This window comes from Flavobacterium sp. PL12 (assembly GCF_039123485.1).
Lineage (GTDB): Bacteria > Bacteroidota > Bacteroidia > Flavobacteriales > Flavobacteriaceae > Flavobacterium > Flavobacterium weaverense.
The window spans coordinates 22,244-43,299 of sequence record NZ_JBANDI010000018.1 but is presented as its reverse complement, the minus strand read 5'-3'; the positions used below and the strand labels follow the sequence as shown (position 1 = coordinate 43,299).

Sequence of the window (21,056 nt, the reverse complement as noted above, 5' to 3'; positions counted from 1 at the left end):
TTATTGTGCACAATAACAGGGTTTTTCGCCAAAAGTATACGTTAACGTAGCTCCTGAGAATACATACCAATCATTATTATTTATATTTCCAATATTGTAATTAAAACTTCCGTCTATATTATCAGTCAAAGTATATCGCGCTCCCGCTTCCAAAGCAAGAACTAAACGAGGTGAAATATTTGACTTAATACCAATAATAACTGGTATCGCAATTGATTTTTTTCTTTCTGTTCGTCCTTCTGCAGGCATTCTTGGATCACCTGGAAATAATACATTATCAATTTTATAGCGAGTTAAAAAATATGCGATTCCTGACGATACATATGGAGTAAATTTTGTTTCTGAATCATGTAAATCGAAGTCAAAAAAACTGAATTCTAGACCTGCATAAACTTCTTTCAAGTTGCTTTCAAATTGATAACCTCTTGTATTTCTGCTGATTTCTTTAGAATCTAAATCGCTAGAAGTAATTTTAGATTGAGTATAAGAAAATCGATACGAATGTCTCGGACTTTTATTCCATTTGTACAATAGTCCAAAAGCTGGTTCGTTAGGTGATACATAAGTTGTAGGGCCTATATCACCAATGTAATTGCTTCCACCTAAAAAAACACCAACCTCATGTATCTGAGCATGTGCGCCCATAAAGGGTAAAACTAAAATAAGTAAGTAAAAAATCTTGTTCATTTAATCCAAAATTGCGTGCAAATATAATAATTATCAATTCGTTTCAATACCCATTCAGTTAATTCTCTCTTTTTTAAAGGGAATTTTAATCTAACACAGAATAAGTACTTGCTTCATTTAACGTTAAAAGTTGATAGAATCGTATTGCTTTACAATAAAATGATTTAATTTCTCTTGTCTTCTCCCCAAAGTAATTTTTTTCGTAGCGTTTTCACAAAAGTCTCTTCCGGTATTTCTACCATATTAATATGAAAAGGCGTTTTTCGTAAAGTTAAAATCGATTCGTTTTTCACTGATGTAACTCTAGAGTCTAGTGAAATCAAGTAATTAGGCTCTCTTCCAGAAACTTTTAATCTTATTTCTGTGCTATCCGGCACTACTAATGGTCTGGTTGTTAGATTGTGAGGAGCAATTGGTGTAATTACTAAGCTTTTTACATCTGGAGTTAAAATGGGACCACCGCAGCTTAAGTTATAGCCAGTAGTTCCAGTAGGAGTGGAGATGATTAAACCATCTGCCCAATAGGAGTTTAGGTATTCATCATTCAAATACGTATCAATTGTAATCATGGCAGTAGTATCTTTTCTGCTAACCGTAATTTCATTCATAGCAAAGTTCATTTCTTCAATGGACTCATTTGGCGTGGAGCATTCGATACTAATCAAAGCTCTCTGAGAAATTGTGTATTTTTTATCTAATACAAATTGAAGAAATTCAGAAATATTTTCTTTTTGAACACTAGCTAAAAAACCTAATCTTCCTGCATTTATACCTAAAATTGGAATTCCAGAATCTCTTACTAATGTTGCAGCTCTTAAAATTGTTCCGTCTCCACCTATGCTAATTAGCATGTCAAAACTCGAGTCTAACTCGGTGTGGGAACTAAAAGTTTTATAGCAGCTATCTACTAATTTACGTTCGTATATCATCGATAAAAAATTAGCTTCGATGATCATCTCTACATTATTTTTGGTAAGAAAAACAAAGATGTCGTTTATAATGGGTTGTGTACTATTTTGATAATATTGACCGTAGATCGCTACTTTCATTTTTTTTAAAAATTAATTAATAATAGGAAAAGCATCAGCTGCAAACAAGTTTTTAATTAAACCCTTTAGTTGATAATCTTCTTCAATCATTCCGTTATATATTAAGGTATTTGTCTAAGTATTCAGAACGCTCCTTTAAGTTGTTGATGTAATTGTCTTCTTGATGCTCAGAAATAATTTCGTAGTCGTATCTTCTAAAAGTTTGAATGATTTCATTCATCGCTCCTAAACTTATTTTTAAAGTGACTTCAACACTTTTTACATCAGCGTCAGAAATAAATATGCCTAAAACTTTTCCATTGTTGCTTTCTACAATTTGAGTAATTTGGCTCATTGAGTAATCTAAAATCGGTTTTTTTACGATTATGATTGCGCCAGATTCTTTAAGAAAAGGTGTTTCATGAAAGTATTTCATGATGTCTTCTATTTCGTAATAACCAACATAAGAATTGTTTTCATCCAAAACTGGAACTAAATTAGTATGATTTTTTGCAAAAACTTCTAAAACATCCAACCAAATAGTGTTTGTTCTAGCGTAAAAACCTTCTAGCGTAAAGCGATAATCAACAACTTTTTTATCACTATCAAATGTCTCAATATCTTCCGATGCAATACTACCAATGTAAACTCCCTCTTCCACTATAGGAAAATGCGAAAAGTTTAAGTCGTCAAAAAACGTTTGCACATCAGATATGGTATCTTGACTGTCAAGCGCTTTATAATCATTAGTAATATATTCTGTAATTTCTGTCATAAATCATTCCTCAATATTCGATGCAAAATAATCAAAAATAAGCAAAAACTCCTAGGTTTTACTTTGTATTTTTGCTCCTAGTTAATAGTAGTATCAAAATAAAATTCAGTTTTCATGACAAAGTTAAGTGTAAATATCAATAAAATAGCCACTTTGCGTAATGCTCGCGGTGGTAACGTTCCAGATTTATTAAAAGTAGCCACCGATATTCAGAAATTTGGAGCACAAGGAATAACAATTCACCCTCGTCCAGATGAGCGTCATATTCGCTATCAAGATGCGCGTGATTTAAAACCTATTGTTTATACTGAGTTTAATATTGAAGGAAATCCGCAGCACAATTTCATAGATTTAGTTTTAGAATGCAAGCCAGAACAAGTGACATTAGTTCCTGATGCTATTGGCGCTATAACTTCATCTGCAGGTTGGGATACAGTAAAACATCAAGCTTATTTAACAGAAATGATTCAGGAATTTCAGAGTCACGGAATTCGAACCTCTATTTTTGTGGATCCTATTCACGAGATGATCGAAGGTGCTAAAAAGACAGGAACGGACAGAATCGAATTGTACACAGAAGCTTTTGCACATCAATATGGTTTGGGTAATGAAAGAGGAATTGATCCCTACATCAAAGCGGCTGTTTTCGCAAATGAGCTAAATCTAGGAATCAACGCCGGTCACGATTTAAGTTTAGAAAATATCCAATTTTTTAAACAAAATATCCCGGGATTATTAGAAGTTTCGATCGGTCACGCGCTAATTTCCGAAGCTCTTTATTTAGGCTTAGAGAATGTTGTGAATATGTATTTGCATAAAATGAAATAGTAAAAAATAATAGTAATAATTTTAGATATCAGTTTATATCTGCAATCTAAAATCATTAATCTACAATCTAAAATCAAATGTTATATTCAAAAATAGAAGGTTCTGGACAACCACTTTTAATTCTTCATGGATTTTTAGGAATGTCTGACAACTGGAAATCACTTGCTACCCAATTTGCGGCTAATTTTGAAGTGCACACTTTAGATCTACGCAATCATGGTCGCAGCTTACAGTCGGAAGAGTTTAGCTATGAAATTATGGCTCAAGATGTATTCGATTATTGCCAACTACATGATCTTACAAACATCAATATCATCGGTCATTCAATGGGCGGAAAAGTCGCCATGCTTCTAGCAACAAGACATTCTGACTTACTTAGTAAGTTAATAGTTGCTGATATTGGTCCAAAGTTTTATCCGCAGCATCATCAAGATATTTTGGCAGGATTGAATGCCGTTGATTTCTCGGTCAAACCAAGTCGCTCAGATGTGGAAGAGATTATGAAAAATTTTATTCCCGATTTTGGAACGCGTCAGTTCTTGATGAAAAATTTATATTGGGTAGAGCCGGGTCAATTAGCTTTCCGATTTAATTTAGCTGTTTTTAATCATAAAATGGATGAAATAGGAGTTGCACTTCCAGAAGAACTAGTTTTTACTAAACCAACTTTGTTTATTCGCGGTGGAAATTCTAAATATATTTTAGACCGTGATTTCGAAAATATTAAAAAGCATTTTCCTGATTCAAGTTTAGAAACAATTCCAAATGTTGGACATTGGCTTCATGCAGAAAATCCAGCTGAGTTCTATCAACAAGTAACTGCTTTTTTAGAATAGTAAAAGCTACTTTATTATTACTACATTTATTAAAATTTAAAATATATCAAAATGAATTTACTTATTAAAATAATAGTTACTGCAGCTTTAGTGTTGCTTATTTCAAACTTTATGCCTGGCGTTCATGTGGCTGGATTCTCAACAGCACTAATTGTGGCAATAGTTTTGGGATTGCTTAATATTTTTATTAAACCAATTTTAGTGATTTTCACTTTGCCTGTTACCATTCTAACTTTAGGATTGTTTTTACTAGTGATTAATGCACTGATTATAATATTATGTAGCAACATTGTCGGTGGATTTAGTGTAGATACTTTCTTGACAGCATTATTGTTCAGTATTGTATTATCGGTATTGCAATCTGTAATGAATGCAGTGTTAGGTGAGGGGAAATAAATAACAAGCTTACTATAATTTATAAAATGCTTGAAATCTTACAGAGTTCAGGCATTTTTTTTATGCAAAATTTTAAATAAAATAGTTTAGTGTTTAGGAATTCAGTGTTAAAAAAGAATAGTACGGATTGTATCAAATTAATTACAAAATAATTTGAAGTCGTATGATTGTACGCAGGTAAATAAATTTGAGAATAGGTTTAATTTGTGGTAAAAGGTTTAATGATTTTGACTTTAACTTCATTAAAGTATACATGAAATAGTGAAAGTGCTTATAAAATCAGTAAATTTATAGTCAAATGTAATTTGGTTTTAAACCAAATTTAAAAATTCAATATTAAAATCAATAAAGCAATGAGCACAATAAAAAGCACAATGATAGCAATGATCGCATTGTTTTCAATTTCTAATGCAAACGCAACAATCACAAATCCTCAATCAGTAAATTTAAGTATTGATAAACAAAATGTTTTGTCAACTGATGCGTTCGAAAGCAATAAAATAGATAGTAAACTAAATGCTGTTTTTGAAAATTACTTTCTACTTAAAGATGAATTAGTAAAAACGGATGGTGTAACGGCTTCTGCCAAAGCAAAACAATTGTCTTCTTCTTTGAGTGCTGTGAAAATGGATGAACTTTCAAAAGACGTTCATAAAGTCTGGATGAAAGTGATGAAAAATGTAATGGCAGACGCTAAAGGAATCGCAGCAACAAAAGACGTAAAAGCGCAAAGAGTACTTTTTGTCTCTTTATCTAAAAAAATGTATGATTTAGTAAAAGTAGCTAAGTTTCAAACTCCAGTTTATTATCAATACTGTCCAATGGTAAATAATGGAAAAGGTGCCAACTGGTTAAGTAAAGAAAATGCAGTTAAAAATCCATATTATGGTTCTAAAATGATGACTTGTGGTGAAGTAGTAGAGACTATTAAATAATAATGAATCTTCATATAAAAAACATGGTTTGTAACCGATGTATAATAGCAGTGGAGTCTGAACTGATAAAGTTTGGACTTCAACCCATTTCGGTTGAACTAGGGATTGTTGAAATTTCTGAAAATTTAAATAAGGAACAAGAACAAAACCTCAATTCAAATTTACTTGCTTTAGGTTTTGAAATTATCGATGATAAAAAAAGTCGTGTTGTAGAAAAAGTAAAAAATTTGATTACTGATTTAGTTTACTTTAAAGACAATGAGTTCAAAACAAATTTGTCTGATTATATAGTTTCAACTATTGGCCAAGATTACAGTTACATCAGCAATTTGTTTTCGCAACAAGAAAATGCAACAATTGAACAATATTACATTCTCCAAAAAATAGAAAGAGTTAAGGAATTGATTATTTACGATGAATTGACTTTAAATGAAATTGCACACCAACTTCATTACAGTAGCCCCTCCCATTTAAGTAAGCAGTTTAAAAAAAGTACTGGACTAACTCCAACAGCCTTTAAAAATTCCAAGCAGCAAAAAAGACAATCGATTGAAAATCTATAAATGATGCATAACTGCACCAAAATTGTATAAGTTTTTATATCATTGTTAATAGTAATTTTGCTCCCAACATTAAATTCTACACATAATGACCTATAAATATACGATTACAGGAATGTTTTGCGATGGTTGCCGAACCAAAGTTGAGAAAACATTAAATGCAATGGAAGGAGTAGAAGCAACGGTTACTTTAGATCCGCCAATTGCTACTATTAGCATGCAGAAGCCGATTCAAACTACTGATTTTCAAGAAGTACTTACCGCCGCTGGAAAATATTCCATAAAGGTTTTTAATCCAAACGATTTAAAATTACCAGTAGAAGAAGTAGCTGTTGAGCTTCCAAAAAACGCAGCTGGGAAATATTACTGTCCTATGTTTTGTGAAGGTGAAAAAGTCTATGATGATGCGGGTGACTGTCCGGTGTGCGGAATGGATTTAGTAAAAGCACCAGACTTAGATTCGGCAAAATTACTTTTTACGTGTCCCATGCATCCAGAAATAGTTGAGGATCATCCTGGTGCTTGTCCTATTTGCGGGATGGATTTAGTTCCTATGGAACCGAAAGATAGCGAAGAAAACAAAGCGTACAATGAGCTTTGGTCTAAAATGAAGATTGCGTTATTGTTTACAATTCCCATTTTTATCATTTCTATGTCAGATATGATTCCTAACAATCCACTTACTAAAATATTAGATACGCAAACATGGAATTGGGTGCAATTGGTTTTATCTCTTCCAGTTGTTTTCTATGCGTGTTGGATGTTTTTTGTAAGAGCATGGAAATCTATTCTAACTTGGAATTTAAATATGTTTACGCTAATCGGGATTGGATCTGGTGTGGCTTTTCTTTTTAGCTTAGTGGGGTTATTTTTCCCAGATATTTTCCCAGACGAATTTAAAACGCATCACGGTACGGTACATCTTTACTTTGAAGCAACAACCGTTATTTTAACTTTAGTTTTATTAGGACAGTTATTAGAAGCTAAAGCGCACAGCAGAACTAGTGGCGCTATTAAAGAACTTTTAAAATTAGCACCAACACAAGCTACAATCGTAAATGATGGAGTAGACAAAGTGATTTCAATTCATGACATCAAAAAAGGTGATTTACTACGTGTGAAACCTGGCGATAAAATTCCCGTTGATGGAAAAATTACCACTGGAGAAAGCACCATTGACGAGTCAATGATTTCTGGCGAACCCATTCCAGTGGATAAAAAAGTAAATGATGATGTTATAGCGGGAACTATAAATGGAAATAAATCGTTTGTGATGGTTGCGGAGAAAGTGGGTTCAGAGACTATGCTTTCGCAAATTGTACAAATGGTGAATTCTGCCAGTCGTTCTAGAGCACCTATTCAAAAAGTCGCCGATAAAATCGCGAAGTACTTTGTTCCAATCGTTGTTCTCGCATCTATAATAACTTTTATTGTCTGGGCAAATTTTGGTCCTGAACCCGCTTTAGTTTATGGATTTATTAATGCAATTGCGGTTTTAATAATTGCTTGTCCATGTGCTTTAGGTCTTGCAACGCCTATGTCGGTTATGGTGGGTGTTGGAAAAGGAGCACATTCTGGAGTTTTGATAAAAAATGCTGAAGCCTTAGAAAACATGAACAAAGTTAATGTCGTGATCATTGATAAAACAGGAACAATCACCGAAGGAAAGCCATCGGTTGAAAAGGTGTTTTCAACACAAAATAATGAGGCTGAATTGCTGCGAAATTGTGCTTCGTTAAATCAATATAGCGAACATCCTTTGGCGCAAGCCGTAGTGAATTTTGCCAAATTAAAAGAAATCCCATTAATCGAAGTCAATGATTTTGAAGCGATTTCTGGAAAAGGGGTTATAGGAACTGTTGGTAATGATAAAGTAGCTTTTGGAAATAAAAGCTTGATGGAGCAAGTAGGTGCAACCGTAACTACTGAACTAGAAAATAAAATTATTGCCGAACAAAAACTTGGAAAAACAGTTTCTTACATTGCAATTAATAGCGTAGCGCTAGGTTTTATCGCAATTACAGATGCTATTAAACCAACCAGCGTAGCAGCGATTGAAGAATTGATGCGACAAGGGGTTGAGGTAATTATGCTTACGGGTGATAATGAAAATACTGCAAAAGCAGTAGCACACGAATTGAATTTAAGTTCTTTTAAAGCGGGTTGTTTGCCAGAAGATAAATTAAATGAAATTAAACGCTTGCAAGCTGAAGGGAAAATCGTGGCTATGGCAGGAGACGGAATCAATGATGCTCCAGCTTTGGCGCAAGCCGATATTGGAATTGCCATGGGAACTGGAACAGATGTAGCGATAGAAAGTGCTAAAATAACTTTGGTAAAGGGAGATTTGCAAGGTATTGTAAAAGCTAAAAATCTCAGTCACGCGGTGATGAAAAACATCAATCAGAACTTATTTTTTGCGTTCTTTTATAATGTACTTGGTATTCCAATTGCGGCTGGAATTTTATATCCATTCTTTGGAATTTTGCTTTCGCCGATGATTGCTGCCTTGGCAATGAGTTTTAGCTCGGTGTCAGTAATAGCAAATGCATTGCGATTGCGTAATGTGAAGTTGTAAGGTTATTTCAAGTGTTTATTATGTCAAATTTTTAAAAATTTAATGCTATGAATGATAATTTAAATGCAGGAATACCATCAGAAGCGTACTCGTTTTTTGGATTGCCTTTATTTTGGTGGGTTTCAATATTGATTTTTGCTGGTATCATATTAGCAGCAGCTCACTTGTATAGAAAAAGACGAAAATAAAATGCTTTTTTTGCGTTCTTATTTATTTCGTTTTTTTCTTTCATTTCATTTTTAAATGTTTTCGAATTGAATTTATGTTAGAATATAATTTCAATTCTGCTTTACGCTAATAGCTAGTTATGAATTGATTGTAAATTTGAAATAAAAAAAAGACGATTTCGTATCTCTAGTTTCAGTGTTTGATTTTGCGCATGTCAAAAATAGTGCTACTTTTGCACTTGAAATTAGAAGTAAGGCCCGTTCGTCTATCGGTTAGGACGCATGGTTTTCATCCATGTAAGAGCGGTTCGATTCCGCTACGGGCTACTAAATTAATTTTTATTTTCTTTAAAAAAAGCCTCAAAATAATTTTATTTTGAGGCTTTTTTTATGTGTTCCGGTTTTACTAAATGCGAGTACGCTATTCAACTTCCGATAGTTTTTTAGACTTACTTTTAGGTTTTAATGTAAATTTTAAAAATAGGAAACCTAACAATCCTGCAGTTATAGAAGCAAGTATTATAGCAATTTTTGAACTATTTATTAAGGCGACATCATCATAGGCAAGAATAGTAATGAAAATAGACATCGTGAATCCAATTCCACCTAAAAATCCAACACCAACAATATTTTTCCATTGCAATCCTTTTGGTAATTTGCACAATCCGATTAAAGCTCCAGTAAAAGCAAAAGCTACAATTCCTAGAGGTTTTCCTAAAATTAAGCCTGCAATAATACCAATGCTGTTTGACTCACCTAATCCATTTTGCCAATCAGCGCCAATAGCGATGCTGGTATTAGCAATTGCAAAAAGGGGTAGAATTATAAAGGCAACCGGTTTGTGTAGAAAATGTTGCAAAACATAAGATGTTGATTTTTTATCACCATTACCAAACGGAATTGCAAATGCTAATAAAACTCCAGTTATGGTGGCGTGAACTCCAGAGTTATACATAAAATACCACATTACAACTCCTCCTAAAAGATATGGTATTAAGTTTTTAACTTTCAGTCGGTTGAGTATTAATAATGCTGCAAATACTGCTAGAGATAATAATAAGTTTGCCCAAATAATAGTTTTTGTATAAAATATTGCAATAACGATAATAGCAATTAAGTCGTCGATTACGGCTAATGCAGTCAAGAATATTTTTAATGATAGCGGAACTCTATTGCCTAACAAAGATAGAATTCCAATGGCAAATGCAATATCGGTGGCCATTGGGATTCCTGCTCCAGCTTGTGTAGCAGTACCAAAGTTGAACAAAAGAAAAATACATGCTGGAATGATAAAACCACCCATCGCTCCAATAAGAGGGAAAGAAGCATTTTTTATATCAGAGAGTTCTCCTTTATAAATTTCGCGTTCTAATTCTAAACCAATTAGTAAAAAGAACACCGCCATTAACGCATCATTTATCCAGTGCGTAATGCTGTGACCACCCATGTCAAATTGCCAAAAGGCAATATAACTGGATTGAATAGGAGAGTTTGCTAAGGCAAGAGAAATAATAGTGACAAAAAGTAAAATAAGACCTCCTGCTTTTTCGCTTTCGTAAAATTCTTTAAATAGAGCAGTAATCTTCATGGATTTGTTTTTATGGAATCTTTGAAATTCTAAATCCAAGCAAAACAAGCATGAGACTTTAAATTATACAGATAGAAACCTTTGATTTTCCGCTTTTTCTACGGTTTTACCAAATATACCTTTTTAATAATTTAAATAATTGTTGTTTTGTGTCTGTTTTACAGTTGAGCGCTTTATCCCGAAGCTCGAAATTAAATTTCATCAAATATTATTTCGCCGTTTTTTATACTTTATTTCTGTTCCATTTTTTTAGATTTTTAATACTAGCGGGAAATTCAGTCAACTGTTTTTTTTCAAAATCGAATTTAATTTATTTTTTTATTTCTTTTTCAAAATCGAAGATTATTATATTTTATAAGTTTTAGTTAGTGCGAGCATCCCGCTGAAGCCAAAGTTATTTAGTTGAGGTTTTACCGCTCCAACTTTGTCATTCTGAGGAAGGAAGAATCATTGAGTTCGCGAGCGGTAATCAAATTCCAGCTGGGCGAATTTCTGATACAAAAAGAATGTTTATCTTTTATCCAACTTATTTATTTAGTAGGATTGTATTAAAACATCGGTTGGAATGTGTAAACTTTCATGAAGTTGTCTTATCATATCTAATGAAAGTTTTCTTTTGCGGTTTAAAATTTCACTAGCTCGACTTTTCAATCCTATAATATTTGCTAAATCAGTTTGATTGTACCCCATTTGCTCCATTCTGAATTTAATTGCTTCGATAGGATCAGGCAAACCAATTGGGAAATTTTCATTTTCATATTGATCAATTAAAATTCCAAGCACTTCTAATTCGTCGCCTTCTGGAGAATTCAATTTTGCATCAAAGATTATTTCAAGTCTTTCAAGAGCTTGATTATAATCATTTTCGGTTTTTATAGGTTTTATATTCATATGTAGATATTTATTGTTTTTTTAAGGTCATACGTAATTCGCATATCAACATCGGTGTTCACGACCGATTTGCGATCATGCTCATTTCATAACAATTAAATTTCATTAGCGTTTATCTTGTCGTATTCGGCATGCGTTCCAATAAAGCGAATCCAAAGAATTTGATAATCATAACTTATTTTCACAATCAATCTATACTTGTTTCCTTTAATATTAAAACAATTACTTTGTCATTCTGACGAAGGAAGAATCTTCGTTTGTTGCACTTGTTTGCTGAAATGACAAAAAACATTTTTTTTAATTATTTATGGTTATTACAATTCTTTGTGCTAGTGCGAGCGTCCCGCTCGTACCCAATATCAGAATCATTTGTTTTATATTCGAAAGTATGTAATTTTTAACAGCTTTATATTTCCATTTTAACTTACTATTTTTAATTATGAAATGTAAGGAACAAGTATTTATCTCAATTTAAGCTTATACTTTCTCCACCGGAAGAATTTATCGTTTAATTTGGCACGAGCGAGACTCTCGCGCTAAATGGCGTGGTACTTTTAGAACGGATTATCGTTATTTTCAACATTCTCTTCTGGTAAAAAGCATTTGCTTTCGATTTTTTTATTAATATAATCGACAAATAAGTTTACATTACTTATTACTTTTTTTACATCTTCTTTTGAAACCTCTTCAAAATTATTTTCATTATTAAGTCCACTTCGATGAACTAAATTATGGCGCATGTGGATGTTTACTATTATTGTGTCTAGTTGACTAAATTTTTGTAATTCAAAATTAAAAATATTAAAAATTCTTATGAGTTTAGGTATATTATGGTAGATAAAGCTGTTTAAATCTTCTTCTACCTTCTCTTTTATTTTGTTTGTTCTTTCGAAAATTTCATTGAGATTTATCTTTTCCTTTTTATAGGGTTCGTATTCATTTACAAATTTTTCAAATGTAATATTTGAGTGAAAGACTACAAGACAAAAAACTTCATTTAGATAGGTTTCAAGTGATGTTATTATAGCTGAATACAATAACCTATTAAGCGATTGTTCAATAATGTATTCGTCACAATGTAGTTCTAGTATTTTTTCTAATCTATTTATTTGAGTACTATAAAATGTTTTAGATTTTGCTGTAGTGGAGGGTTTATATTCGCCGGAATCAGTTGCACTAGACTTTTTTAAACAGCCATTAATCTTTTTTCCTCTTACTAAAATCTCCAACAAATTAGAATCAAATTTAATATTGTAATCGTACTTTTTTTCACATACAACACAATACAAAACGTCATTATTTGAATAAGGTAAGTTTTCATTAATAAAATTCAAATCAAGTTCTGTTGAAAATATCGATCGGCAATTTAAACAAGTAAGTTCAAGGCAAATTTCCTCGTTTGGTGAAAGCATTATTTCGAATTTATTCATCTTTTCTTGAATTTTTTTTATTTTTCTTTTATTAAGGATCCCCGCCGATTTAAATGTAAATAATGCAGAGTTAATATATTCTCTTTTGGTTAATAAGACTATTGGGAGCTAACTTTCTTGCTTTTCAAATGTAATGCTTAATAGTGCAGAATATAAATTTTTGTAATTAATTTTGAGTGAGTAAATCTCTTTATATGATGAATTAAATGTATGATAAAACGTGTTTCAAACATCAGGTGCGTGAAGGATTGCAGTGTAAATCCTTTTATGAAGTGCAGCGAAATAAAAGATTGAAGCGAAAAGCCTGACCCGCCGTAGAGGAACGAAGGTGGGACACGCCCAAAACACAGAACATATTTTAGATTTTTGGATGTAGAATCCACTGATAAGGTTCAGTAGTAAAAAGCTTGTGGAACTTGTAAAAATTTTATAATTTTGCAGTCCGAATTTATAATAATAAATTAAAGAAGAAGATGGATATCAAAAGAGTAGCAATAGACGCTGTAAACGAGACAATTGTAATGACTGTAGTTCACATGGATTACAAAGGTCAAGTAGCAAAAAGAATAAACGAAAAAATGCCTTTGGCAACCGTTAAAGGATTTAGAAAAGGTGCTGTGCCTAAAGATCTTGTTGAAAAACAATACGGAAAAGCAATCAAACAAGAAGAAGTTCAAAAAGTGGTTGACTTAGCTCTTGAGCGTTTTGTGCAATCAGAAAGATTAAACCTTCTTGGAACTCCACTTCCTAAAGTAAACGAGAATTTTTCTTGGGACGCTGAAGAATTGGTTTTTGAATATGAAATTGGACTAGTTCCTGACTTTACTTTAGATCTTGAAGGTAAGAATGACGTAGTAAAATATGTTGTTACTGCTGATGATAAATTAATCGATGGTCAAGTTGCACGTATCCAAAAACAATTTGGAACTGCAATTCCTCAAGAAGCTGTTGTTTCAGATTCAGATATTACTGGAACTTTTGTAAACGAAGAAGCTGGAATTAACAATGCAACTACTATTTCTTTGGATCTTTTTAAAGACAAAGCGACTGCTGATAAATTCATTGGTAAAAAAGTAGGTGACGTTGTGACTGTAAATACAAATGGTTTATTTGAAGATGCTCATCAATTGATGGACGTAATGAAAATAGGTCATGACGACGTTCACACAATCGCTGTTGATGTTGATTTCACAATCGAAGCAATCAACGGAGCTGAACTTGCTGAATTAAACCAAGAGTTGTTCGATAAGCTTTTTGGTGCTGGAACTGTAGCTACTTTAGAGGAATTGAAAGCTAAAATTAAAGAAGATGCTGAAACTCAATTCGCGCAGCAAGCAGACCAAAAATTATTAGCTGATGTTCAAGATTTCTTGATCGAAAGTACAAAATTTGATTTGCCAGCTGAGTTCTTGAAAAAATGGTTGCAAACAGTAGGTGAGAAAAAATTGTCTCCTGAAGAAGCTGAAGTAGAGTATGCAAGATCTGAAAGAGGATTGCGTTTTCAGTTGATAGAAGGTAGAGCAATGGCTACAAATGAAATCAAAGTTACTTTTGAAGACTTGAAATCATTCACTACAAAAAATATCCGTCAACAAATGGCACAATTTGGTCAAACAAACCCAACGGACGAAGAAGTTCAAGGAATTGTTGCTAGAGTGTTGTCTAATCAAGACGAAGTAAAAAGACTTTCTGACCAAGTGGTAGGAGAAAAAATGCTTGACTTGTTTAAAGAAAAAGCAAATCCAAAAACTAAAGAAGTTACTTACGAAGAATTTATTGCCGCTTCATACGGAGAATAAATTTAGTCTGTAAAGTGGTAAAGTCGAAAGTCAAAAGTCCCTCAGCGGGCTGAGATTAGTAAAATTTTATTATTTGCTTACCAATTGGAAACAATAAATAATAAGTATATTTGAGCGTCAAAGAAATATTTTTTGGCGCTCTTTTTATTTATAATACTGTCAGGAGCTAATCCAGTTATCCGTTGCAAGTTTTTTCATCGGGTTTGCTTTTTTCTAAGCAAGAAAAAGAGCTTCTTCCAGTCGCTCTTTTAGTGCAAGAAAAAAAGCAACACGATTTCAAAAAGCTTTTCACTGCTACCTGGGCTAAAAACGAGACATATTGACACTAACTATAAAGAGGTACGACCTTTGCAATACTAAAGGGACTAGATATAACGTAAAACTTAGAATAAAAAAATATGAACTACGGTAAAGACCCGAGAGCTGCGCTCGAACAGGCGAAGCAATTTAAAAAATTTGCTACAAAGCACCAAGGAGTGAACTCAATGTATTACGATAAAATCGTAGGTGCAATGACTCCTCCAACTAATATGACTCCTTATATTATTGAAGAACGTCAGTTGAATATTTCACAATTGGACGTTTTCTCAAGATTAATGATGGATCGTATTATTTTCCTAGGAACAGGAATCGACGACCAAATTGCAAACATCGTTCAAGCACAATTATTGTTTCTTGAAAGCGCGGATGCTTCAAAGGATATTCAAATTTATTTAAACTCTCCAGGAGGAAGTGTATATGCAGGATTAGGAATATATGACACGATGCAATACATCAAACCTGATGTAGCAACTATATGTACAGGAATGGCAGCATCTATGGGTGCAGTACTTTTATGTGCAGGAGCTGCAGGAAAACGTTCGGCATTACCACATTCAAGAGTTATGATTCACCAACCATCAGGAGGAGCACAAGGAGTTGCTACTGACATGGAAATCAACTTGCGTGAAATGTTGAAATTGAAAGATGAGTTGTACCATATTATTTCTCAGCATTCAGGACAAACTTTTGATAAAGTTCATGCTGACAGTGAGCGTGATTACTGGATGATTGCTGAAGAAGCAAAAGCTTATGGAATGATTGATGAGGTTTTAATAAGAAAGTAAAAATATAGTAGAAAGTCGAAAGTTGAAAGTCAACAGCAGTGCTAATGAGTTTCAACTTTATGACTTTATGACTTTAGAATTAAAAGAATGGCAAAAGCAGTATTAGAATGTTCGTTTTGTGCGAGAAAGAAACCAGAAACCAGCTTGCTGATTGCTGGAATCAATGCGCATATATGTGATAAATGTATCGAACAGGCGCACGGAATTGTTTTAGAAGAATTAAAATCTGGCGGGAGTTCAAAACTTGTTGGTGATTTGATTTTGAAGAAACCAAAAGAAATTAGAGCGTTCTTAGATCAATACGTTATTGGTCAAGATCAAACTAAAAAAGTAATGTCGGTTGCGGTTTACAATCACTACAAGCGTTTGATGCAACAGCAATTAGACGACGAAGTAGAGATTGAAAAAAGTAACATCATTATGGTGGGACAAACTGGAACAGGAAAAACATTAGTAGCGAAGACTATTGCTAAAATGCTTGATGTTCCTTTAGCAATCGTTGATGCAACAGTACTTACTGAAGCGGGTTATGTAGGAGAAGATGTTGAAAGTATTTTGACTCGTTTACTTCAAGCAGCTGATTATGATGTTGCTAAAGCAGAACGCGGAATCGTATTTATTGATGAGATTGATAAAATTGCTCGTAAGAGTGACAATCCATCAATCACACGTGACGTTTCTGGAGAAGGAGTGCAACAAGCTTTATTGAAATTATTAGAAGGAACCGTTGTAAACGTACCACCTAAAGGAGGACGCAAGCATCCAGACCAAAAATTTGTTGAGGTAAATACACAGAATATCTTATTTATTGCTGGTGGTGCTTTTGATGGTGTAGAAAGAATTATTTCTAAACGTTTGAATCGTCAGGCTGTTGGTTATTCTACTTCTAAAAATGTAGACAATATTGATAAAGACAATTTATTGCAATACATTATCCCTAAAGACATCAAAGATTTTGGATTAATTCCTGAGATAATTGGTCGTTTGCCAGTCTTGACACACATGGATCCTTTAGATAGAGAAACGTTGAGAGCAATTTTGACACAACCTAAAAATGCTTTAATCAAACAATATGAAAAGTTATTCTTGATGGACGACGTAGTTTTCACTATCACGGATGAAGCTTTAGATTTTATTGTAAATAAGGCATTAGAATATAAATTAGGAGCTCGAGGATTGCGTTCGTTATGCGAAGCAATCTTGACTGACGCGATGTATGAATTGCCAAGTTCTGACGATAAAACATTGGAAATTGATGTGAAGTACGCACAGGAGACATTGAATAAAAATTTACTAAAGCGTTTAGAGATCGCTTCTTAAAATTACATATTTCATAATAAGACTAGCCCGTTCATGACATTGAGCGGGTTTTTTTATTCCTATTTTACACTATTTGTTATTGTGCGCAAAAAGGAAGATTATTTTTTTTTATGATCATTAGAATGCCGATTTTTGTTACTTCATAATCAAATTAATACGGCATGCAAGTAGAGGATAAAGAAGTTATTTTATTAAAAGTTTCTGGTCAGGATAAATTAGGAGTTACCGCTGGTTTAACATCTGTATTAGCGAATTATGATGCTATAATTTTAGATATCGGTCAAGCTGATATTCATGATACACTTTCGTTAGGGATTTTATTCGAAATAAAAGCAGGATCAACTTCTGGGCCCGTTTTAAAAGATTTATTGTTTAAAGCGTATGAGCTTGGCGTTAAAGTTAAGTTTATTCCTATCTCAGTACCGGATTATGAAATATGGGTAAAAGGACAACGCCAACAGCGTTATAGCATCAATGTCCTAGGGGAAACGCTTACTGCTGTTCAGTTAGCTGCTGTTACCAGAATTTTATCTAATCAAAACTTAAATATTGATGCGATAAAAAGGTTAACAGGTCGCGTGTCTATTGTAGAAGAAGATGAATTTCCGCGTTCTTGTATACAGCTTTCCGTGACTGGTACTATTGTAGATAAAACTTTCATGACTGCTAGTTTTATGGAGATTTCTAGAACTTTAGATGTCGATATTTCTTTCCAAGAAGATAATATGTATCGAAGAAATCGTCGTTTAGTTTGTTTTGATATGGATTCTACGTTAATTCAAACCGAAGTTATTGATGAATTAGCTGAGTTAGCAGGAGTGGGAGAGCAAGTACGCACAATCACTGAAGCAGCTATGAACGGAGAAATAGATTTTAGCGAAAGTTTTAAGCAACGCATGGCTTTACTAGAAGGGCTTAGCGAAGATGTTTTACAAAATGTTGCAGAAAATTTACCAATCACAAAAGGTGCGCATCGATTGATGAAAGCCTTGAAATATTACGGATATAAAACTGCTATTTTATCAGGTGGATTTACCTTTTTCGGAAAATATTTGCAGAAGGAATTAGGAATCGATTATGTTCATGCAAACGAACTCGAAATTATTGATGGTAAATTGACTGGGAATTATCTTGGGGAAATAGTAGATGGTAAAAAGAAAGCAGAGTATTTACAAGCCATTGCAGACAAAGAGGGTATTCATATTAATCAAACAATAGCGGTGGGCGATGGAGCTAATGATTTACCAATGTTAAGTTTAGCAGGTTTAGGAATTGCTTTTCATGCAAAACCTACGGTAAAAGAAAAAGCAGGAAGTTCGATATCAAGTTTAGGTCTCGATGGAGTTTTGTATCTTTTAGGATATCACGACAGGCATATTGATATGATGGAAGATGATAATTAGAATTACAGTTTCACTATTAAGCTGTTAATAAATTTTATTGACAGCTTTTTTTATGCTTTTTCATTAGTCTTGTCGCTCGAATCATGAACAGAATGAATTGTAATTGTTTTACAAATTCCTCTCGCACCGCAGCCCATTCTTTTTGGTCCACAAGAAACTAGCAAAATTAAAAGAGCGAATATATAAAGTATTCTTTTCATAATTATACAATTATACTTTGTTGCATTTCCTTTAACTGTTCCAAATAATCTCTATGATTAGACAATCTAGGGATTTTATGTTGGCCTCCCAATTTATTATGGTCCTTTAACCAATCATAAAATAGATTTTTTCTTGCTACATTAATTATTAACGGGTTTAACGTCATGTTATTATGTCGTTTGGCTTCATAATCAGAATTCAAAGATTGTATAGATTCGTCTAATATCTTTTGAAAGCTAGAAATATCAGCTGGACTTTCTTTAAATTCTATCATCCATTCATGAGAACCTTTTTCTTTGCCTTCCATGAATACGGGAGCAACAGTATAGTCAACGACTTGAGTGTTTGTTAATCGACACGCTTTGGCAATAGCCTGATCCGTATTTTCTACCATCAATTCCTCACCAAAAACATTGATATGATGTTTGGTTCTTCCCGTAACTCTAATTCTGTAAGGATTTAAGGAAGTGAAACGAACGGTATCGCCTATTAAATAACGCCATAATCCAGAGTTGGTCGTTATCACTAAAGCATAATTTCTAAATAATTCTACATCAGCTAACCGAATTGCTTTTTGATTGGGTGTACTAAAAGTATCCATTGGAATAAATTCATAGAATATTCCGTAATCCAACATTAACAATAAGTCACTAGAATTGTTTAAATCTTGAATTGCAAAAAAACCTTCGGAGGCGTTGTATATTTCGTAATATTTAAAATCTTTTTTAGGTAGTATTTTTTGATATTGTTCGCGGTACGGTTCAAAGTTTACACCACCATGAAAATACACTTCTAGATTTGGCCAAATTTCAAGTAGATTCCCTTTACCAGTTTCCTCTAGCATTTTATTCATTAGAACTAGCATCCATGAAGGAACACCGGCAAAACTAGTTACATTTTCATTTTTAGTTTCATTTATGATGGCAGCGATTTTAGATTCCCATTCGCTCATCAACGAAATTTTATTACTTGGGGTGCTGCTAAACTCGGCCCAGATAGGCATGTTTTCAATTAAAATAGCGGAAAGGTCTCCAAAAAAAGTATCGTTGTCTTCATAGATCTGTGAGCTTCCGCCAAGTCGCAGACTCTTACCTAAGAATAGATGGGAATTCTCGTTGTTATTTAAATAAAGACATAGTAAATCCTTACTTCCTTTATAATGGCAATCTTCAAGCGCTTCGTTACTTACTGGAATGAATTTGCTTTTTGCATTTGTCGTTCCACTAGATTTTGCAAACCATTTTATTGGTTCTTCCCAAAAAACATTTTGCTCTCCTTGACGTGTTCTTTCGATCAAAGGTTGAAGTTCTTCATAAGTTGAAATCGGAATTCTTTCTGAAAAAGTGGCGTAGGAATTTATAGAATTGTAATCGTATTTTTTTCCTAAAACAGTGTTCTTAGATGACTGAATTAAATTCATAAGCAATTCCTCTTGAACTTCGTTTGGATATTTCAAGAATAATTCGATTTGATGTATTCTTTGTTTTAGAACCCAAGAAGCAAACGAATTGATTATGGTTAGTGGCATTTAGATTTCTGATTTTAGATTAACGATTGTTGATTTCAGATTTGAATATCGATTGACAAATACTAACTTTGTCAAGTAATCAAAAATAGTGTTTTTTTATAAAAAACAATTCTTTAATAATGTAAAGATTCCGACTCAAGAGAAATCTATCAAGAGTTGTGCTCAATCTAATATCTAAAATTACAATGACTTACGAAGGTGTTCTAACTAAAATGCAGACTGAATTTGGCAATCCAATTCAATATTATCTAGTTTTTGAAAATAGTTTCTTGAACGTCAATCAATTATTAGATAAGGATCTAGAGATTAATTTTGTTGGTTACCAATGCTTGAATTGTGGAAAAAAGAAAAAAATATTTCGACAAGGTTTTTGTTATGATTGCTTCTATTCAAGTGCTTCAGTGGGCGACTGGATAATGAAGCCTGAATTAAGCACTGCGCATCTGGGAATTGAAGATAGAGATTTGGCTTACGAGGAAAAAGTGCAATTGCAACCGCATATAGTTTATCTAGCTTTATCAAGTGAAGTAAAAGTCGGTGTTACAAGAAAAACTCAAATGCCAACGCGATGGATTGACCAAGGTGCTAATGAAGCGATTTCTATTGTCGAAGTTCCTAATCGTTATTTAGCTGGGATTACTGAGGTAGCATTGAAGAATCATTATGCGGATAAAACCAATTGGAGAAAAATGCTAACGAATACTGTTGAACATGTAGATTTAATTGCTGAGAGATTAAAACTGGAAAATTTAATTCCAAAAGAAGTTCAGGAATATTTCTATTCTCAAAAAAACGATCTTTATGAAATGCATTATCCCGTTATAGAATATCCAAAGAAAGTGGCTAGCTTAAGTTTAGATAAGACACCACAATTTCAAGGAAAGTTAAGAGGTATAAAAGGACAGTATTTAATTTTTGATGATGGTACAGTTTTTAATGTTCGAAGTTCAGAAGGATATATTGTCAACATAAACGTATAAAAAAATGCCTAAAAAGTAAT

At 33.1% G+C, this 21,056-nt stretch carries 20 protein-coding genes, 1 tRNA gene and 1 pseudogene; 13 read left to right on the top strand and 9 right to left on the bottom strand.

The annotated features are described in order from the left end of the window. The 3 genes from RCH19_RS09680 to RCH19_RS09670 form a co-directional block, all read right to left on the bottom strand. Positions 1-687: a DUF6089 family protein gene (locus tag RCH19_RS09680; protein ID WP_343023039.1), complete on the bottom strand. Its 687-nt coding sequence runs from the start codon at positions 685-687 to the stop codon at positions 1-3. A gap of 164 nt (positions 688-851) precedes the next feature. Next, positions 852-1,736: an NAD kinase gene (locus tag RCH19_RS09675; protein WP_121923991.1), complete on the bottom strand. Its 885-nt coding sequence runs from the start codon at positions 1,734-1,736 to the stop codon at positions 852-854. 94 nt (positions 1,737-1,830) lie between these two features. Beyond that, complete coding sequence (locus RCH19_RS09670; protein ID WP_343023038.1) at positions 1,831-2,490, bottom strand: CBS domain-containing protein; 660 nt, start codon at positions 2,488-2,490, stop codon at positions 1,831-1,833. A 114-nt stretch (positions 2,491-2,604) separates the two neighbouring features. Here RCH19_RS09670 and RCH19_RS09665 point away from each other — a divergent pair, with 114 nt between their 5' ends. The 8 genes from RCH19_RS09665 to RCH19_RS09630 all read left to right on the top strand — a co-directional run bounded on the left by RCH19_RS09665 (position 2,605) and on the right by RCH19_RS09630 (position 9,117). Continuing rightward, positions 2,605-3,318 (top strand): pyridoxine 5'-phosphate synthase, encoded by a 714-nt coding sequence (locus RCH19_RS09665; protein WP_343023037.1) that lies wholly within the window; start codon positions 2,605-2,607, stop codon positions 3,316-3,318. A 77-nt stretch (positions 3,319-3,395) separates the two neighbouring features. Continuing rightward, positions 3,396-4,154, top strand: a complete 759-nt coding sequence (locus RCH19_RS09660; protein WP_343023036.1) for an alpha/beta fold hydrolase — start codon at positions 3,396-3,398, stop codon at positions 4,152-4,154. 51 nt (positions 4,155-4,205) lie between these two features. Next, a complete protein-coding gene (locus RCH19_RS09655) occupies positions 4,206-4,550 on the top strand; it encodes a phage holin family protein (RefSeq protein WP_121923995.1) in 345 nt (114 codons plus the stop codon). Positions 4,551-4,903: 353 nt separating this feature from the next. Then, positions 4,904-5,485 carry a DUF3347 domain-containing protein gene (locus RCH19_RS09650; RefSeq protein WP_343023035.1) on the top strand — a complete coding sequence of 194 codons (582 nt, stop codon included), beginning with the start codon at positions 4,904-4,906 and terminating at the stop codon, positions 5,483-5,485. Positions 5,486-5,487: 2 nt separating this feature from the next. Next, a complete protein-coding gene (locus tag RCH19_RS09645) occupies positions 5,488-6,048 on the top strand; it encodes an AraC family transcriptional regulator (RefSeq protein ID WP_343023034.1) in 561 nt (186 codons plus the stop codon). Positions 6,049-6,133: 85 nt separating this feature from the next. Continuing rightward, a complete protein-coding gene (locus tag RCH19_RS09640; protein WP_343023033.1) occupies positions 6,134-8,623 on the top strand; it encodes a heavy metal translocating P-type ATPase in 2,490 nt (829 codons plus the stop codon). Between the two features lie 47 nt (positions 8,624-8,670). Beyond that, complete coding sequence (locus RCH19_RS09635; protein WP_343023032.1) at positions 8,671-8,811, top strand: hypothetical protein; 141 nt, start codon at positions 8,671-8,673, stop codon at positions 8,809-8,811. Positions 8,812-9,045: 234 nt separating this feature from the next. Then, positions 9,046-9,117: transfer RNA gene (locus tag RCH19_RS09630), tRNA-Glu, on the top strand. Positions 9,118-9,211: 94 nt separating this feature from the next. Here RCH19_RS09630 and nhaA read toward each other — a convergent pair. From nhaA to RCH19_RS09610, 4 genes and pseudogenes are all read right to left on the bottom strand, one after another. Further along, entirely contained in the window at positions 9,212-10,378 is a 1,167-nt protein-coding gene (gene nhaA, locus RCH19_RS09625; RefSeq protein ID WP_343023031.1) for a Na+/H+ antiporter NhaA, read from the bottom strand. A gap of 534 nt (positions 10,379-10,912) precedes the next feature. Then, positions 10,913-11,269 (bottom strand): helix-turn-helix domain-containing protein, encoded by a 357-nt coding sequence (locus RCH19_RS09620; protein WP_121924001.1) that lies wholly within the window; start codon positions 11,267-11,269, stop codon positions 10,913-10,915. Positions 11,270-11,364: 95 nt separating this feature from the next. Beyond that, positions 11,365-11,487 (bottom strand): annotated as a pseudogene (locus RCH19_RS09615) (type II toxin-antitoxin system HigB family toxin); the annotation flags it as partial. Positions 11,488-11,823: 336 nt separating this feature from the next. Next, the gene (locus RCH19_RS09610; RefSeq protein ID WP_343023030.1) at positions 11,824-12,699 is read right to left on the bottom strand and encodes a hypothetical protein; all 876 of its coding nucleotides are present in this window, start codon (positions 12,697-12,699) and stop codon (positions 11,824-11,826) included. Positions 12,700-13,172: 473 nt separating this feature from the next. On the opposite strand from RCH19_RS09610, the gene RCH19_RS09605 reads away from it, so the two are divergent. The 4 genes from RCH19_RS09605 to serB all read left to right on the top strand — a co-directional run bounded on the left by RCH19_RS09605 (position 13,173) and on the right by serB (position 18,327). Beyond that, positions 13,173-14,498 carry a trigger factor gene (locus tag RCH19_RS09605; RefSeq protein WP_343023029.1) on the top strand — a complete coding sequence of 442 codons (1,326 nt, stop codon included), beginning with the start codon at positions 13,173-13,175 and terminating at the stop codon, positions 14,496-14,498. 398 nt (positions 14,499-14,896) lie between these two features. After that, positions 14,897-15,604, top strand: coding sequence for an ATP-dependent Clp endopeptidase proteolytic subunit ClpP (clpP, locus tag RCH19_RS09600; RefSeq protein ID WP_343023028.1), 708 nt, complete (start codon positions 14,897-14,899; stop codon positions 15,602-15,604). Between the two features lie 87 nt (positions 15,605-15,691). Beyond that, positions 15,692-16,924 (top strand): ATP-dependent Clp protease ATP-binding subunit ClpX, encoded by a 1,233-nt coding sequence (gene clpX, locus RCH19_RS09595; protein ID WP_121924005.1) that lies wholly within the window; start codon positions 15,692-15,694, stop codon positions 16,922-16,924. A gap of 161 nt (positions 16,925-17,085) precedes the next feature. Then, positions 17,086-18,327, top strand: coding sequence for a phosphoserine phosphatase SerB (gene serB / locus RCH19_RS09590; RefSeq protein WP_121924006.1), 1,242 nt, complete (start codon positions 17,086-17,088; stop codon positions 18,325-18,327). Between the two features lie 50 nt (positions 18,328-18,377). Here serB and RCH19_RS09585 read toward each other — a convergent pair whose 3' ends face one another. Together RCH19_RS09585 and RCH19_RS09580 are read right to left on the bottom strand one after the other, a co-directional pair. Next, positions 18,378-18,527 (bottom strand): hypothetical protein, encoded by a 150-nt coding sequence (locus tag RCH19_RS09585; protein WP_343023027.1) that lies wholly within the window; start codon positions 18,525-18,527, stop codon positions 18,378-18,380. A gap of 2 nt (positions 18,528-18,529) precedes the next feature. Continuing rightward, complete coding sequence (locus RCH19_RS09580) at positions 18,530-20,056, bottom strand: GH3 auxin-responsive promoter family protein (protein WP_343023026.1); 1,527 nt, start codon at positions 20,054-20,056, stop codon at positions 18,530-18,532. 185 nt (positions 20,057-20,241) lie between these two features. Here RCH19_RS09580 and RCH19_RS09575 point away from each other — a divergent pair, with 185 nt between their 5' ends. After that, entirely contained in the window at positions 20,242-21,036 is a 795-nt protein-coding gene (locus RCH19_RS09575; protein ID WP_343023025.1) for a DUF2797 domain-containing protein, read from the top strand. The last annotated feature ends 20 nt before the right edge of the window (positions 21,037-21,056 follow it).

What these genes read in the sequence shown, in the direction of transcription:
- RCH19_RS09585 (WP_343023027.1), bottom strand. Translation starts at nt 18,527, where the DNA reads ATGAAAAGAATACTTTATATATTCGCTCTTTTAATTTTGCTAGTTTCT.
- RCH19_RS09620 (WP_121924001.1), bottom strand. Translation starts at nt 11,269, where the DNA reads ATGAATATAAAACCTATAAAAACCGAAAATGATTATAATCAAGCTCTT.
- RCH19_RS09610 (WP_343023030.1), bottom strand. Translation starts at nt 12,699, where the DNA reads ATGAATAAATTCGAAATAATGCTTTCACCAAACGAGGAAATTTGCCTT.
- RCH19_RS09650 (WP_343023035.1), top strand. Translation starts at nt 4,904, where the DNA reads ATGAGCACAATAAAAAGCACAATGATAGCAATGATCGCATTGTTTTCA.
- RCH19_RS09670 (WP_343023038.1), bottom strand. Translation starts at nt 2,490, where the DNA reads ATGACAGAAATTACAGAATATATTACTAATGATTATAAAGCGCTTGAC.
- serB (WP_121924006.1), top strand. Translation starts at nt 17,086, where the DNA reads ATGCAAGTAGAGGATAAAGAAGTTATTTTATTAAAAGTTTCTGGTCAG.
- RCH19_RS09680 (WP_343023039.1), bottom strand. Translation starts at nt 687, where the DNA reads ATGAACAAGATTTTTTACTTACTTATTTTAGTTTTACCCTTTATGGGC.
- RCH19_RS09665 (WP_343023037.1), top strand. Translation starts at nt 2,605, where the DNA reads ATGACAAAGTTAAGTGTAAATATCAATAAAATAGCCACTTTGCGTAAT.
- RCH19_RS09675 (WP_121923991.1), bottom strand. Translation starts at nt 1,736, where the DNA reads ATGAAAGTAGCGATCTACGGTCAATATTATCAAAATAGTACACAACCC.
- RCH19_RS09635 (WP_343023032.1), top strand. Translation starts at nt 8,671, where the DNA reads ATGAATGATAATTTAAATGCAGGAATACCATCAGAAGCGTACTCGTTT.
- RCH19_RS09605 (WP_343023029.1), top strand. Translation starts at nt 13,173, where the DNA reads ATGGATATCAAAAGAGTAGCAATAGACGCTGTAAACGAGACAATTGTA.
- clpX (WP_121924005.1), top strand. Translation starts at nt 15,692, where the DNA reads ATGGCAAAAGCAGTATTAGAATGTTCGTTTTGTGCGAGAAAGAAACCA.
- RCH19_RS09580 (WP_343023026.1), bottom strand. Translation starts at nt 20,056, where the DNA reads ATGCCACTAACCATAATCAATTCGTTTGCTTCTTGGGTTCTAAAACAA.
- RCH19_RS09640 (WP_343023033.1), top strand. Translation starts at nt 6,134, where the DNA reads ATGACCTATAAATATACGATTACAGGAATGTTTTGCGATGGTTGCCGA.
- nhaA (WP_343023031.1), bottom strand. Translation starts at nt 10,378, where the DNA reads ATGAAGATTACTGCTCTATTTAAAGAATTTTACGAAAGCGAAAAAGCA.
- RCH19_RS09655 (WP_121923995.1), top strand. Translation starts at nt 4,206, where the DNA reads ATGAATTTACTTATTAAAATAATAGTTACTGCAGCTTTAGTGTTGCTT.
- RCH19_RS09645 (WP_343023034.1), top strand. Translation starts at nt 5,488, where the DNA reads ATGAATCTTCATATAAAAAACATGGTTTGTAACCGATGTATAATAGCA.
- RCH19_RS09660 (WP_343023036.1), top strand. Translation starts at nt 3,396, where the DNA reads ATGTTATATTCAAAAATAGAAGGTTCTGGACAACCACTTTTAATTCTT.
- clpP (WP_343023028.1), top strand. Translation starts at nt 14,897, where the DNA reads ATGAACTACGGTAAAGACCCGAGAGCTGCGCTCGAACAGGCGAAGCAA.
- RCH19_RS09575 (WP_343023025.1), top strand. Translation starts at nt 20,242, where the DNA reads ATGACTTACGAAGGTGTTCTAACTAAAATGCAGACTGAATTTGGCAAT.